General features: G+C 37.8%; 14 protein-coding genes. 4 read left to right on the top strand and 10 right to left on the bottom strand.

What is annotated here, in order from left to right; translation table 11 throughout:
• Positions 1-2: 2 nt before the first annotated feature.
• Genes cas5 through cas6 form a run of 4 tightly spaced genes read right to left on the bottom strand, consistent with a single transcriptional unit; the run spans position 3 to position 4,373 of the window.
• The gene (cas5, locus tag FPL27_RS01905; RefSeq protein ID WP_143959478.1) at positions 3-788 is read right to left on the bottom strand and encodes a CRISPR-associated protein Cas5; all 786 of its coding nucleotides are present in this window, start codon (positions 786-788) and stop codon (positions 3-5) included.
• 3 nt (positions 789-791) lie between these two features.
• On the bottom strand, positions 792-1,733 hold the full coding sequence (locus FPL27_RS01900) for a type I CRISPR-associated protein Cas7 (RefSeq protein WP_143959477.1): 942 nt from the start codon (positions 1,731-1,733) through the stop codon (positions 792-794).
• Positions 1,720-3,576 carry a hypothetical protein gene (locus tag FPL27_RS01895; protein WP_143959476.1) on the bottom strand — a complete coding sequence of 619 codons (1,857 nt, stop codon included), beginning with the start codon at positions 3,574-3,576 and terminating at the stop codon, positions 1,720-1,722. The genes FPL27_RS01900 and FPL27_RS01895 overlap by 14 nt, the downstream gene beginning before the upstream one ends.
• Positions 3,573-4,373 carry a CRISPR-associated endoribonuclease Cas6 gene (cas6, locus tag FPL27_RS01890; protein ID WP_143959475.1) on the bottom strand — a complete coding sequence of 267 codons (801 nt, stop codon included), beginning with the start codon at positions 4,371-4,373 and terminating at the stop codon, positions 3,573-3,575. Before cas6 ends, FPL27_RS01895 begins: the two co-directional genes overlap by 4 nt.
• Before the next feature lie 647 nt (positions 4,374-5,020).
• On the opposite strand from cas6, the gene FPL27_RS01885 reads away from it, so the two are divergent.
• The 4 genes from FPL27_RS01885 to FPL27_RS01870 all read left to right on the top strand — a co-directional run bounded on the left by FPL27_RS01885 (position 5,021) and on the right by FPL27_RS01870 (position 8,777).
• Entirely contained in the window at positions 5,021-5,530 is a 510-nt protein-coding gene (locus tag FPL27_RS01885) for a hypothetical protein (RefSeq protein ID WP_143959474.1), read from the top strand.
• A 921-nt stretch (positions 5,531-6,451) separates the two neighbouring features.
• Positions 6,452-7,126, top strand: a complete 675-nt coding sequence (locus FPL27_RS01880; RefSeq protein WP_143959473.1) for a patatin-like phospholipase domain-containing protein — start codon at positions 6,452-6,454, stop codon at positions 7,124-7,126.
• A 44-nt stretch (positions 7,127-7,170) separates the two neighbouring features.
• On the top strand, positions 7,171-8,184 hold the full coding sequence (locus FPL27_RS01875) for a hypothetical protein (protein WP_143959472.1): 1,014 nt from the start codon (positions 7,171-7,173) through the stop codon (positions 8,182-8,184).
• On the top strand, positions 8,181-8,777 hold the full coding sequence (locus FPL27_RS01870; protein ID WP_143959471.1) for a hypothetical protein: 597 nt from the start codon (positions 8,181-8,183) through the stop codon (positions 8,775-8,777). Before FPL27_RS01875 ends, FPL27_RS01870 begins: the two co-directional genes overlap by 4 nt.
• A 639-nt stretch (positions 8,778-9,416) precedes the next feature.
• On the opposite strand, the gene FPL27_RS01865 is transcribed toward FPL27_RS01870, so the two are convergent.
• The 6 genes from FPL27_RS01865 to FPL27_RS01840 form a co-directional block, all read right to left on the bottom strand.
• Positions 9,417-9,782, bottom strand: coding sequence for a lanthionine synthetase LanC family protein (locus FPL27_RS01865; RefSeq protein ID WP_262712060.1), 366 nt, complete (start codon positions 9,780-9,782; stop codon positions 9,417-9,419).
• 68 nt (positions 9,783-9,850) lie between these two features.
• Positions 9,851-10,606: an IS21-like element helper ATPase IstB gene (gene istB, locus FPL27_RS01860; protein ID WP_143959469.1), complete on the bottom strand. Its 756-nt coding sequence runs from the start codon at positions 10,604-10,606 to the stop codon at positions 9,851-9,853.
• 62 nt (positions 10,607-10,668) lie between these two features.
• Positions 10,669-12,240, bottom strand: a complete 1,572-nt coding sequence (gene istA / locus FPL27_RS01855; RefSeq protein WP_143959468.1) for an IS21 family transposase — start codon at positions 12,238-12,240, stop codon at positions 10,669-10,671.
• Between the two features lie 133 nt (positions 12,241-12,373).
• Positions 12,374-13,291, bottom strand: a complete 918-nt coding sequence (locus FPL27_RS01850; protein WP_143959467.1) for a glycoside hydrolase family protein — start codon at positions 13,289-13,291, stop codon at positions 12,374-12,376.
• Between the two features lie 9 nt (positions 13,292-13,300).
• Complete coding sequence (locus tag FPL27_RS01845) at positions 13,301-13,633, bottom strand: hypothetical protein (protein ID WP_143959466.1); 333 nt, start codon at positions 13,631-13,633, stop codon at positions 13,301-13,303.
• Positions 13,630-15,807 carry a peptidase domain-containing ABC transporter gene (locus tag FPL27_RS01840; RefSeq protein WP_143959465.1) on the bottom strand — a complete coding sequence of 726 codons (2,178 nt, stop codon included), beginning with the start codon at positions 15,805-15,807 and terminating at the stop codon, positions 13,630-13,632. Before FPL27_RS01840 ends, FPL27_RS01845 begins: the two co-directional genes overlap by 4 nt.
• Positions 15,808-15,810: the final 3 nt, after the last annotated feature.

Genomic DNA, 15,810 nt, shown 5'->3' with positions numbered 1-15,810 from the left:
GATTAGTTTAATTGGATAACCTGGTTATCATTAAGCCTGTACAGGTTTTCTAACTGATAATCCGCAGAAAATTTTGCGTTGGAATACACAAAAGGAGCCATCAAGTACTGGTATTCCTTTCCACGCTTTTTCATTTCAAATTCCTGAAATCCCACAGGCAAACGCTCGAAATAAAAAAAGGATTCTGAATACTGCGTAAACATGGCGGCAAACCCAAGGTCGTTGCCATTGACTTCATTATTTCTACTGGTTTCACCTTCATTTTTACGAAAAAGCGATTTTACCTGATAATCTTGACCAAAATCGAACGGCTTTAAATCATACTCCCGAAAACTTTCAGGTTTCCACCATACCGGAAATTCATTTTTCCCCAGATAAGGGATAAATTCCGCCTTTGCATCTTTTAATGAAAGATACAACGGATGATCATTGGCTAGTGCCACAAACACCCGATAGGATGGCCTTATTAGGGTATTTTCGTACGCGATTAGATTTCCATCCTTGTTGGCATAGCCCACAGTGTTAGTATATACGATCATAGTTTTAGGAAAATTTCCGCGCTCAGCACCCAAAGGGGAAATCCCAACTTTAAGGCCCTGGAGTTGCATATAGTACTCAGGAAGCACTCCTCGCTTTTGGTAACCTTCCAGTCCTAATACAGCACCGAAAATACCAAGTAAAGCAGGCTTGTGCAGCATATTGTAGCTCATAGCGATGCCATCATTGGTATCAGGCTTCCGCAAAAAACCAAAGTCTGCTTCTAAGTCTATGGATATTAATTTTTCCATGTATCAAAGATCTAATTCTATTGAACCCTCCGGAAGATTGATTACACTAGATATCGCTTTATTGTAATATATTTCCACTTTTTTCACTTCTGATTTCACATGGTTTTGAGCCAACAATGTTGTAATATCCCCTAAGTCGATCTCCCGCTTCCCATTTTCACTTACTTTTATCAGTTCGGTGAAAGAGGGGAGTACTACTTTGGCATCTTCCTTCAATTCTATCCAAAGCAACAGTTCATTATCCGTTCCAGCTTTGGAGGACGAGTCGTAATAGGTAGCTCCTCTTCTTAAGCCTATTTTCAACTTCTCAATATCATCCTCAGAAAGGTAATTATCTGTCCCTGACAGCTCAGTTAGGGTTGAAAGGTTTTTGGGATTTACAGAAATACCATGCACATAATGTCCTTCCCGCAGTTTGGATTGTGATCCAAGGGTAGTCATGGCTGAATCTTCTTTGCCTTCCGCTGAATTCCTAAATGGAGACATAATTTGCTCTGAATAGATTTCTCCCCTTTCAAATTGGTTGATGCCATGAGTTATCTGTACAGGGCCGTGAAGGGAAAGATTGGTGGATCCGGCATATGTACCTCCAAAAAGCCTGACGTCTAAGCTTTTTAGAAGATTTCCTAGCATTTCCCTTTTTTTTGAAGCTTCTTTCTCTACTCCTTTCCCTTCCCCTTTAGGAATTTCACCAAAATACTTTACATAAGTCTCGTCCAAAGACCGGGGATTTAGCGTATCCTCTTTTAGAGTCTTAAAATAAAAAATTTTATCCTCAGTCTCGTGTTTGAGATAGTTTCTTATTAAATATTTCAATGCCTTATCCGTAGCATAAACCCTACCATCAGGTAAAGTACGAGGCTGATGGGTAAAGTCTGCATTGTAGTTTGAGTTGATGCTTTTAATTACAGCTGCACCATAGGCTCTTCTATTAAATTTGCTCATTGCTTTGAAGTTTATAATTTGAATCTGATTTTTTTGTAAAAAGGACATTTGGACAGAAATAACCTGCCAAAAGGAATGGACGTAACTGTTGCAACCCTGTAATAGGTTCGTAGGCCAAAACTTCACCCGCTAGTTTGTTGAAACGCCGGAAATCAAACCCTATAGCATGTTTATATTTCAGTAGGATCCCTGATATTGCTTCGTTAAAGTGAGCATGATTGGTTTTTTGTAGAAATGGCTCCAGCACAGCATGTGTACGTTCTCCCGCTTCACTTTTTGAGAGCAAAAAGTAAATCAATTGCCCTGCACCAAAGGCATAGGAATCATCTGTGGCAAAATGGGCATCCGCCTCCTCCACCACGCGGGCTATTTCGGCTTTGTGTTCTTCTATTTTACTTGGCATGTGTATATGATTATTAGTTCTGTCAAAATAAGGAGAGAGACTGAAGAAAATATTCAGCTTAGTCTTAATTGCGTATTCTTTATTACTTTCTTTGTTCCTAATATCATCCATGATTCCGGTCATGCAAATGTCTTCAAATTGATGCCTACCCAAATTTGTACGCATAGATTTGTAGATAAAATCATAGATGGGCTTCCTGTATTTCAAAAGTAGGGTATATTGTGCAGCACGGTAATATTTCGGATCTACGTCATCAAAATAACGCATAGTAAAGGTTCCTTTTTTATCATCTATTTTGACCAATGCATTATTGAAAAGTTCCCTGATTACTATTCGCTCAAAATCAAAAACGGTCTTTAATCTAATAGGAGGTTTTAGAGCTTTTTCCTTATCTCTGATCTCGGTGAGATTATTAATTATCCATTCATTGGGCTCGCCCATTTTTCCTTCCCCTAAGAGATACCTGAATTTACTTACGTAATCAAAATCCTGTATTCCCCCTCCTGAAAAGTAAAGTAAATAATAATTCCCAAGATCCTTTTGCCGCTTCCATAACTCAGTGATAAGTTCCCGATGTGAAGGTTTTTGGCCTTCTGATCTGTGATAAAGGTTAATGGCCTCATGAGTTAGTTCGGGTTCATCTATAAATATCGGAGTGGGGTTAGGATACAACCTTTTGCCTGCAAAAATCTGAAACTCCGAAAGGGCTTTAGCTTCCTTGGCACTAATTCTTGATGTGATATCAAAGGAAGCCGTTTGATGCATAAGGAAAGGCTTTTTACTATTAAACCCGTTGTAAAAATTACTTGTACCGAAAACATCTTCTTCAACTTCAATATTATATTCTGACGTATTGAATAATCCTCCTGAAAGATAAATCCCCTGAAACACTCGGTACTTTTCTACTGGCTCATTCCTGTAAAAAATTACATAATCACTCCCATCTAAATCTGTATATTCAGGAATTTTAGCAAGTATATTATTCATTTCGGCTTTCATAAAAACCTTAAATTGAATGGCACCCTGCTTTTCAGTTTCACTTAGTTCGTATTTTTCTTCAAAAGTCTTTCCGAAATAGATGTCAAGTCGATTTAACAGATTTGGTTTTTTGCCATCGGTAGGATATTTGTCTCCTCCTATCCACGACTCACGCTTGAAAGCTAGACAATAGGGGCTAGCTGAATGCAGCCCTTTAATAGGAAGATCAAAACATTTATTTGTATCAATCATCCAAGCGGCTTCCTGCTTTGAAGCACTTTCTAATAAAAAATTTGAAGGTTCCCCGTGCTTTTTACCTAAATAGCGTTCACTCTCAATAACCTTTCCCTTCCCTTCTTCGTCAAATCCAATGAGTATATGTAGCCCTGCCTTGGGTTCCACCGCCCGCTGTTTTACCGATGCGGGCATATCTTTTACCAATTGCACCAATTCCTTTATCATAATTTCTCCTTTTTAATCTCCACACACCCAAACCCCTGACTCCCCAAATGCCCAAACCCAGCATAATATCCAATCTCCTGTAATTCAACAGGAGCCCGAAATTCAAACTCGTAATTGTAGCCGATCAGATGGGTTTCCTGTCGAGTCAGCTGCTTTATCCGAATACCATTTTTATAGACCTTGCCTTTGGGAGCAAATGAAAAATCCGGAACAGCCGCAGACTCGTCCTCCAACCCTTCCCCCACACTGGATTTAAAGGCCCGCCCTTTGACCATCAGGTTTTGGATCAGTAAAATGCCATAGTCCCTGTCTGAGGGATGCAGATAGTCCTCCCCCCCGCTATTTCTTTTTCTTCTTATAAAAATTGGGGAGAGACATCTGTACCGCATAGATTCTTCAAAAACAGGCGGCTCCATAGCCACAATATTTTCAACAGCATAAAATACTTGACTGATTTTATCTCCCAGCACAAAAACCTGGTCCATAAATAATCCTTTGACAAACTCCTCGGCCGCTCTGTCCACCATAAAACTGATCTCAAAACAAGCTCCTTCGCCATGGTGCTGTATCCTTCCTGCCTCCCGAATTATCTTAAAGCCATCAAACGAAAGCCTTGAAAAGGTGAACAGTCTGAAATTCCGACCAAAGGCCAAATATCCCTGCTCATGCAAAAACCTGCTAAAGGCGCTGTCTGCCCGGTCAATGGTCTTATAAATGGCCGATGAAAGCTCATATTGATAATTGATGGGCAAAAAAGCCTTCTCCCCCTCTTTTCTTAAATGAATCCTAAACCGCATATATCAAAATATTTCTTCTAAAATAGCCAATCCCAAAACAAGGCGCCAACTAACGACAGAGACTGTCGCAATTCCTTATCCTATATTTATTCCCTAAATTAAATCACCTCCAAGTTGAGACTTAAATAATCTAAAATCAATACCCCGATCAGGGTATTTTTGCCTATAAATAGCATTAAATTTGATGTTTTTGCCGGATTCCGGTGTGAGTTCTATAAAAATAGCAGTACAGTCCATTAGGTATGCGGCAGCAATACCTGCAGGACCCAAACCAGTCAATGAAATTTGGAACCAGAATCTCCACGTTTTACAGGAAGGGATTATCCGCTGAGAAGTAAACCAAGCCATTTACCTAAAGGCCGTTCACATTACCTCCTCCAAGATTAAGGAATTAATTACAACTAAAAAAAACCGTGATTGGGGTATTTTGCAAGGAAGATGTTGGAATATGAGATCCAAGGGTGTCGGATGATCGATACTAGATTTAATGAGTGTCAATTCAGTGATGACGACAAGGCTAACTGACGTTCGTTAAATTAAATAGGCTTAAATAATAAAATGCGGGACGGCTGAGATAAGCCTGACGGATGAAAAATACCGTGATTAGGGTATTGTGCTTAATACCTGGAAACCATATTTTTATAACTATGAAAATATCCACAAAACATCATAAGCCACATCTCAACATAATTCTCGTTTTGACTTTTATAGGCTCCTATATCTATCATCAGTTCACCCATGGATTCAGGGATTGGCTGACTAACGGACTGTATATATCAGGTGATCCAGATATTGGGTTTCTCTTTTCCAACCTCGGCTGGTGGCCAAAATATTTTCTTATCCCTTTTCTGATTGCTTTACTAATCAGCTATAGATTACGATTTTATCAAATTACAATTAGTGATTCTCCCAATCCAGCTGAGTCTTTTAAAGAAATAGTACATATTTTAGATAATGGCTCAAAAGTACTGATCCCTATCAGCAATGAAAGTGAAAACTGCACCTTTCGAGCAGCCCCACTAACCATGCACGGATCGATATTCGGCACAGATAATATTAATGTCAATTTGCAAGACGGAAAAATAGAGATAGTAGGAAGAAAAAAATTTTTAGCCGAATTGGAAGAAAAACTAACCAATATCCCAACCTCCCCCTGATTTTAGAGCATTGGATGCTAATCAGTTTTAACCGAATCGTTAAATTAAGTCGTAAACGCCGTCTCTTTGAGGGCTCACCGCAGGGCAAATGGTAGTAAATGGTTGTGCAACTTTCCGGTTTACTACAGTTTGGATAGGTGGATGACATGTCAGAGCCAGGCAAATAAATGTAGGAAGCCCAAATCCAGATAGCTATACGAATATTCCAAGGGTCTAAAGGTGGTGGGAGTTTGCTCAGCTTTCCTGTGAACGACGGGTTTTGTCGGGTGAACGACATTCCTGAACCTGTCAAATAAACAAAGTAACCTAAAGCATATATAGATTAAGTCGTAAACGCCGTATCTATGACGGATTGCCGCGAATTGAATGATAGTGGTTGGATCAGCTTTTTGGTGAACGTAGGGTTTTAACGGGTGAACCACATGTCGGAACTGTATATCATTTCACAAAGTAACTTCAAGTCCAGATAGATTCAGTCGAAAACTCCTATGCTATTATGGTACGTCGCTAGTTTGATGGTGTTGGTCATTTGGTCAAATTTTCTGTGAACGATGGGTTATAATGGGTGTTCTACATGGGGTTCATCCTTTAAATTAACGAAGTAACTAAATGTAAAATAGCTACAGTCGCAAGATCCATCATTTTGATTGTACTCCGCAGGGTGGATGGGGTTCGTAGGTTGTTCAGCTTTTCGGTGAACGACGGGTTTTACCGGGTGAACGACATGCCGGTACCTGTAAAACACCCAAAATAAACCCACCTCGCATTTGGCAAAAAACCTCTATTTCAAATAATCAAACTCCGTAAATCCTGAAATTCTATTAAAAAATACCCCGATCGGGGTATTTTTTAATAGAATAGAATGAGCTAAATTTAATCCACAGTTAATCTTATTGATTTTTTCATTTTACCTATTTTTCTATGGCACACACTAATAAGGAAAACACCATCTCTTTAGGGATATGTATGGCAGGGGCTGTTTCTGCAGGGGCTTACACTGCCGGTGTAATGGATTATTTGCTAGAGGCTCTCGATAAATGGGAGGAAAGGAAAATCTCAGATCCCGAAAACACCCCTAAACATAGCGTAAATATTCCAGTAATAGGAGGGGCATCTGCAGGTGGGATGACTGGGATTATCACCGGTTCAATCCTTGAAAAATCTTTTAACCCTGTGCAAGGCCTTGAAAACGGATCAATCCTAGATCCTCAGCCTCATAACAAACTTTATCATTCCTGGGTCGACATGTTGGAGGACGATATGTTTTCAATGATGTTGGATACCTCTGATATAAAACACAGAAAGATCTATTCTTTACTCAATTCAAATTTTATTCAGCAGATAGCAGACAGGGCAATCCAGTTGGACGCAGATCACCCTACAATAAGTAGAAATTACATTGCTGATGATTTGAAGCTATTTGTTACTTTAAGTAACCTCCAAGGATTTTCTTATGACATGAATTTCCGTGAAAGGGAAACTGAAAGGCAAAAGTATTTGCTTCGAAAGCATGCTGACTATGCCTGCTTTTTGCTAAATAAGAACGGTGCACCTCATAATTTGAAGGAAGAAAAAACAAAGGCTGGATACCTTTAGATTTTGCTCAACCTTTAAATGCGGAGATTGCAAAAGCTGCGGCTATGGCAACAGGTGCATTTCCCCTAGGTCTAAGACCCAGGCAAGTAAGTAGAAGCAGTAGTTTTATTTCAGATAACGCATGGAATCATTTATTAAATATTATCTATACCCCAAAAAACGACCCCTATAGCAGTTACTTTGTTGATGGCGGCCTAATAAATAATGAACCCTTTGAGCGTGTACTCGATATTTTAAATGGAAATAAAAACGATGAATCCATAGAAAACTTCAAATCTGCTTTGTTAATGATTGATCCATTTCCAAGTGCGGAAACGAGGTATGAGGATCATGTTGATGAACCTGATTTAAGTGATCTATTTTTTAGAACTTTTTCAGCTATGACCGGCCAGCTGCAAGTTAAGCCCCACCTGGTTGAAAAGGCCTTTAATATTAACAACGGTAGCCACTTTTTAATCTCCCCAAAAAGAAGTTTGGAATATGTAAAAGATGGAGTAAAACAAAAAGAACCATTATATGGCAAATATGCTATTGCTGGAGGTGCACTGGGAGGCTTTAGCGGATTTATTCATAAAGAATTCAGAGTACATGATTTTTTCCTGGGGAGAGCTAACTGTAAGAGGTTTCTAAGAAAACACTTTACTGTCCCCCTTGATAAAAATCATAAAATAATTAATTATGGATATCATCATTTGACAGAAGCGAGAAAGAATTATTTTATTAAGACTAATCAGGATCATAAGCAGGCAGTACAGATAATCCCAATCTTTGACGAAGAGGTCAACAATGATTTTTATATGCCAAAATTCAATAATGGCACTAAATGGCCCTTCAGACAATCAGAGGAGATTTTTAAATATAAAAAACCAATTCGAAAAAGGGTGGACAAGCTCATTATGAATGTTGCCGACCTAAATTTCAAAGACAATCTTCTACTTTGGGCTGGTAAGCAGGTATTTCTGAGAAAAAAGCTTACAAAATTAACTATTGATTTTATAGAGGATTCATTAGAGGACCATAAACTATTGCCTACTGACAACATAAATTTAAAGCCATGACTAGCCCCCAATATCCGATTCTTGGGTCATATGATCTGCCCAAGAAAAATGTTTTCGTCCTTAGCTGCATAGACCTAAGGTTTTCAGATTCATTGTCAAAATTCCTAGATCATGATAAGTTAACCAATAGGTATGACCATTTCATCCTTGCAGGAACATCGTTAGGTACTCAGGGTGCCGGAGTATTAGAAAGTCTATTCAATGATAAGGTAATGGAGAAATATAACAGCTTCTCGGAATGGAAAATGCTTTTTTGCCAACATTTGGACCTGGCTGTAAATCTTCATCAAGTAGAGGACGTTTATATTATGGAACACGAAGATTGCGGAGCATATAAGGGTTTTTTGAAAGATGGCATTTTCACGGAAAGAGAAAAAGAACATAAATGCCATAAACATTTTGCCTCTCAATTGGCCAAAGACATCCAAGAAAAAACATTTACAAGGACTAAACCGGATGGAACCAAAGAGGACTACAAACTAAATGTTCACTGCTTCATTCTGGATCTCAGAGGAAATGTGGATTTACTTTACACAACAACAAGAAAAACCAATGAAACAGAAAATTGCTACGCTAAACAACCATCAAACTAGGATAAAATAAAACAATACGCTTAAATTGGCTGTATTTCGCATTGATACAGTGCAAATAAAGTAGGTGTCCATGAAGGTAGCTTCCCGAAGCTAAAAGAGTAGAATAATTAATTTGCTGTGATCAAGTTGTTTGTTACCCTAATAATTGATCAAATAATAGGCCCTCGAGAGATCGGGGGCTTTTTTTAAAGTTGTGGAAAAGAAGGAACTGGTTCATGCAGCATTAACCTAATCTCTGACCAATAGGCTGGAACAGGTAACCAAAATACAAAATAATAGCAATACTTACAGTAATTAAAACAAATCGATTTTAATCGCCCAGGCCAGCTGCTAAATGACACGATTTGACCCGTTTACCTATTTGGTGATAAAATTTGTATTCCATTTAGAAAGGGAGATAAAAGTGAATCTAAAATCCTTTATACATTCATACACTGATCTCTAGTATTAAATGCATGCTGTTCCATTACAACGACAGGTTTTAATGATTAGTCGACTGAATTAATAATAATTATAAATGAAACGCTTCTATATAAACAGATTTTAGAACTTCAAAAATAATATCAAAAGAAGGTAGTATATTTTTTTTGAAACTTTTAACCGAAACCTAAAACTTACACACAAGTATCATATTAACATTTAATTTTGAAAATATTCAAGATCTAGCAAAAAAACTTTATCAATTCCTATAATTTCATAGTTTAATCTTTGCATAGCCAATATCCCTAAACCAGATTTTCCAGTCACAATCCCTTTTGGATAAAAGTGGTCAAAATTATATCCATCGTCAGATTTTAATAATTTATTAAGTACCCCTTCCCAATAAAAAATAGAATTTTTAATTTCTAAACTTGGAAATATTCGTTGTATTTTATCTAACATAAATATATGACCAACAATACCGTGACAAAATGAAAGGTTCATCCTACCAAGATTATCACTCAGAATAATTATAGGTTCACCATCATTTCTAAAGTCAATTGTAAGCGGTAACCAACAATGCACCAAAAATGGTAAATGGGAGTGCACCAAAAATGGCAACAGGCGTGCACCATTTTGTAAATATACGCTGCCTATTCTTCCTGTTCAAAGAAAGTTTTCCTGTTTTTCATTCTATAACTTTTCCCCGATAAATTTATAATATCGCAACGGAACAGCAGGCGGTCCAACAATGCCGTTGCCAGGACTTCGTCATCAAGCATTTTGGCCCATTCTGCAGGCATTTTGTTGGTGGTGATGATGAAGCAGGTCCGCTCATAGATTTGGTTTATAAAGTTGAAAAGGGAGACGGCAACGCTTTTTTCCACCGGAAAGAGCATGATATCATCTATTATGATGAGATCCGCCTTCTGGAGCCTTTTGTATTCGGCCATTGACGACCTGGTCATGTCCTTCAGCTTCAGGATGTTTGTAAGGTCTTCCATTGTCTTGAAGTAGGCCTTGTAGCCCCTGTCCACCGCATCGGCACCAAGCCCCGAGGCCAGGAATGTCTTTCCCGTACCGGAAGGGCCCATGAGCATGAGGTTGAACCCCTGGTCGAGCCAGTTGAGCTCCCGCAGCTGGTTTATCCTTGTCAGGTTCAGGCCGTTTTCGGCTCCCGGATCGTACTGGCCTAGGTCGTTTTTGAGCGGCAGTCGTGCGGCCTTTCTCCGCCTTGCCACCTCGTTTTTGAGCCTAAGGTTCGATTCCTCCCGGAGCAGTTCAAGGAAGAAGTCCGTGAACCCGGAGCGCTGTTTTTCCGCTTTGGCGATGACCTCGGGCAGGCTGTTGGCCATTCCGGTGATCTTAAACTGCCTGCAAAAGGCGTTGATCTGTTCTTTTTTCTCCATTTTCTGTCTGGTTTTGGGGCCGTGGAAGGCATCCAAAAGATTGCTCCCACGGCCTGTTTTGGTTAACTGTTGCTTTTTTTCTTGCTCTTCACGATATCCTCATACTCCCCGATATTGCTCTTTTCGGGCTGTACCAGGGCGCTGTCGGGCATTTTTCCGCTCAGCGGGTTGAGTACCCTGATGTTGGTTTCCTCCTTCCTTGAGGTGTCCTGTAGCTCCAGGATGGATATAAAATCCGACGCACTGCAGATTGATTGCTCAAGGCAGTACCTCAGGGTGAGCCCGGTCTTTTCCGGATCGGCGCCTATAAGGGCTTTTTCGATCATGCTGAGCTGGTCCCTGACATACCGGGGCTTCTCGGCGCGGATCATTCCTATCCACCGCCGGGCCTCCTCGCTGTCCCTGAACATTCCGGCAACCAGGGCGGCTTTCTCCTCAAGGGAGCCGCTTTTGTCCCTCCTGTGGTCGGTTTTGAGGACTTTTTGGCCTGTTCCCACAGGTATGTCGTGGCGGCAGATTTCCGTGGTGCCCCCGGGTTCATAGATAAAAAGGCCATCCCCCTGTGCCTGTACAGCCACTTCGCTTCCTTTTCCTTTATAGGTGCCCAGGGGAAGAGAGTAGAAGTTGCCCCTGTAAGAGACGGTGTTGTCCTTCCGGACGGCAAAGAGGGCCGGTACGGCGGGTTTTGGGGCACAGGGCCGGTACGGGGTGAGAAAGGGCAGCTCGATGTAAAGCTCTGACTGCGGCTCTTTTTTGGTCACCGCATGGGGAAGTGCGTTTGCGGTACGGCCAAGCCATCCCATGGCCTCGTCGTTGAGGGTTTCGATATTGTGGAAGGTGCGGTTGTAAAGAAAGCTTCTCTTTACGTACCTGACCACGTTTTCGACCTTCCCTTTGGTTTCGGGATCGGCTTTCCTGCAGAAGTAAAGGCTGAAGGACTGCTCCCGGGTATAGGCCCTGAAGGCGTCCGTAAGGATGAGGTCCCCTCCGTTTTCGCTTACCATGAACACCTTGTCCTGGTCATAGACCATTTCCAGGGGGATGCCTCCGATGTATGCAAAGGCATTTTCATGGGCCTCTATGGCCAGCAGGGAAGTGAAGTGCCTGTCGGTGAACCATACGTACTTGAACCGCGAGCGGGAAAGGACAAGTGTGAAGAAAAACACCTTTACCCTCTTTCCCGTGCCGCTTCGCATGTTGTATTCGCCAAAGTCGACCTGGCCCTGTTTGCCGTACGGAAGCTCTTCCGTCATTTCGTACTCTCGGGGGAGTTTGACAAAGGGAAGGTTGTGTTTGTCCCTGACCCAGGAAACGAAGTTGAAGACGGTCTTTGGGGAGACCTTTGGCAGGTCCGGAAAATGTTCCTTCAGCCAGTCATGCATCTGGGCTGCAGGTGTGTCCCTGAAGTTTTCCAGGCGTTGCCTGACAAACTCCTCATAGGGAGCAAGGACCTTGGGGCGCTGTGACTGCTGTATCAGCATCAGCTCATAGTCCTGCTCGCTCATGGATAGGTACCTGCTTACGGTTCGCCTGTTGAGGACAAGGTGCTCGCTGATCTGCCGGAGGGAAAATCCCTCCCTTTGGAGGCGGTGGATTTCGAAATAAGTCATAAATTTGTCTAAGTACACATTCATAAAATGCTAGTTTTGGTAGACCAGCAAAATACTCTAAAATCCTCTTGGGGCATGCCCCAAGAGGATTTTTAGTGGTGCACTATTGTTGCCAAATTTGGTGCATTCTTATTTACCGAAAGTGGTGCAGTTTTATTTACCGATTACAGTCAATATTTTCGCACCGAAAACTAGTTAATAGGGTAATATTTTTTTTGAATAATTTAATCCACATTTCATCTTCTAAAACACAACCACCAAAATAAAACCCAAAACTATTGGAAATAACCCCATGGCACCACCCTTGTACTGAAATTTCATGTTTATCAGTAAAGAACGATTTAGCCTTTTTATCATAGTACAAGGAATTAGGAATTAATCCATTATACAAATTATAAATAAGTTTTAAAAAATTTAAAGCACCATTTAAAAGTTTATGGGTACGAGACTTCAGAATCCCAGATTTAAGAAATTTAGACAGAAAATATATAATGGATCCATGGCCATGTAGAAGACCCATGTTAATTTTCAACTTACCATGTTCACCTTCAGTATAGTAATCAAACCAAAATATTTCATTTTCGGAATAGTATTGAGCTGTATTATCTAAAAAATCAACTATTTTTTCTAAATAAATGGAAACTCCAGAAATATTTCTTTCTAAAAAATAATGAGCTTTACCAAAAGCGCCAACAGTTAAATCATATGAATTATAATTAAAATCACTAATAAGACTTTTCCCAATAAAATGATCAATAGTTTTAATATTATTTAAGACTTTCTTATCAATCAAATTCATATTAACAGATAAACTTAACATCCAGGCTAATCCAGTGACACCATGACCCCATTTAAAATTCAATAAATATTTTTCTGCAGTATCTAGATGATAATCAACAATAAAGTTGCCTCTATTTATACTATCAAAATCATTTGACTTAGACCCATAACAAAGTAAAAACAATCCGTCTGATAAGACTCCACTTAATATCTGGCAATTATCATCAAGATCAATCAAACAAACTGCATTAACACATTGTTTTAACAAGCTATTAAAATCAATATTATTTTTCATAAATTTCTTTTAAAATAAATTAAAAACTCTTGTTTTGGCACTAATATATTTATAATTATCAAGGGGGTATTTATCTAAAACAAAAATGTAATCATAAGTAGAGGATTCAATTAAAGTAACATTAATAAAATTACAATGACTTTTTTCGTCACATAAAATAATATATTCAACCTCTTTGTAAAATCGTTCAGGTAATCCTTTAGTATTATTAACAATAAACTTATCACCCTCAAACCTTCCGGAAATATTCACTTCAACAGAATAAAAGAAAAACCAATAACCAAAGAAAATTAAAAATAATAAAAACAGTAACGAAATTGATAAATTATTAAATTTAATCATACTATTTCTTGTTTTTTGGACAAATTAAAATATAGACCATTGTTAGATAAAAGTTCACTATGTGTTCCAGTTTCAACCACACTCCCTTCATCAAAAACTAAGATATGATCTGCATTTTTAATGGTACTCAAACGGTGAGCAATGATAATCACTGTTCTATCTTTATAAAACTCTTCTAAATTATCATAAATCAAATCCTCATTGATTGAATCGAGGGAATTGGTGGCTTCATCAAAAATCAAAATATCAGGATGTTTAAAAATAGCTCTTGCTATTAAAATCCTTTGTTTTTGCCCACCACTAAGACCAACCCCATCTAAACCAACAGTACTATTTATTGCCCGAGGAAGCTTACCAATTACATCTTTTAAATTGGAAATTCTTATGGCATTTTCCAATTTATCATTATCAATTTCCCCTCCTCCGATAACAATATTATTTAATATTGATTCAGAAAAAATAAATCCTTCTTGTAAAACACTCCCCGATCTTTCTCTCCAAGAGTCATAGGAAATACTATCAAGATTATCTCCGTTCACGAAAATAGATCCAACAGTGGGAGAATATAGTTTTAATAAAAGCTTGATAAAAGTTGATTTACCACTACCACTAGGACCAACTATGGCATTAATCTTACCATTTTTAATAGTTGCATTAATATCCTTCAAAATAAAATTATCTTTATTACCAGAATAGGAAAAACTAACATTTTGAAAAACAATATCAGTATTAATTTCAAGACATTTTTTTGAGTTAATATCGTTTTCGGTAGGGAAATCTGAAGTTTCTTTAAATCTAGAAGAACTAACTTTAGCTAAATCATAGGCTAGTTTAAATTCAATTATTCCATCAATCGGAAGAGAAAGCTGAGCAATAATATATTGTATGGCAATAAACTCGCCAACAGTCATTACACCATCTATAACTTGAAATGCGGTGTAACCTACAATAATTAAGGAAGTAAAATTCATTATGCATAGATTTAAAAATCTACGATATTGGTGTAATTTTATACTTTCTTTTGTAATTTCATAGAGATCACTCCTTAAACCGGTCCATTCTTCAATTTTTTTTGAAATACCATTGTTAAGTTTAATATCCAATATTCCATTTATCATTTGATAAATAAAACTTTGATTTTTGGACATAGTTTCAAACCTAAGATAATCTATACGTTTAAATTTAAACAAAATACTTTTGCTTGCTAAAACATAAATACATATAAAGAAATTTAAAACCAAAAAAAGTCTCCAATCAAAATAAAATAATATAAATTGAAATACGATTAGATTTGTTAAAGAAAGAAGAAAGGAAACCAACTCATTAGTAAGAAAATTTTCAATTCTGGAATTATCAGAAATACTTTGAATAATATCACCTGAATTTTTTGTATCAAAATATTTATATTTAAAATAAACTAATTTAGTTAAATACTTTGTTACTAAATCTATACTAATTTTTGTACCGGTTTTTAGTGCAATAAAATCCCTAAAATATTGTACACAAAGCCGAATAACATGAAATATTATTTGAGATAAAATAATAAACAATACAAAATTATAACTACCATCATCAATACCAAAATCAAATAAGGCTTTAGATAAAAAAGGAAAAATAGCTTGTAATAAAAGTGAAAGAAACAGTCCAAATAAAATAACTATATAAGATATATAATATTTTTTTAAACTGGAAATAAAAAAATAATCTTTATCATTATCCAGATATTTAATTGATTTTTCTGAAAATTTAAAATGATTAAAATGTAAAACATAACCACTATCACCATTGGAGCACCAAAGCCTTAAGAACTCTGATTCATTTAAATTATACTTACCTTTATAAGGGTCTGCAATATGAAAACTTTTTTTACCATTATCTTTACAAGTAATTTTAATTAAAATAACAAAGTGATTATTTTCCCAGTATAAAATAGACGGAAAAAGCTGGTTAACATATAAGCTATCAATATTGGTTTGGTATCCATCACCAGTTAAGCCAAATAATTTGGCGCCTTTATTAATCGAATAAAGCGAACACCCATCCTTTCCAACATCACAGACCTCTCTAAGATAAGAAATTTTAAATTTATATTTTGTAAAGTGATAGAGTATCATTTGAAGACAACAAGGTCCACAATCCATCCTATCTAGTTGCTGAAAAAATTTAAATCTCATGTT

The sequence above is a fragment of the Litoribacter populi genome, from assembly GCF_007483685.1.
Classification (GTDB): Bacteria; Bacteroidota; Bacteroidia; order Cytophagales; family Cyclobacteriaceae; genus Litoribacter; species Litoribacter populi.
This window is presented reverse-complemented; position numbering and strand designations above follow the sequence as displayed.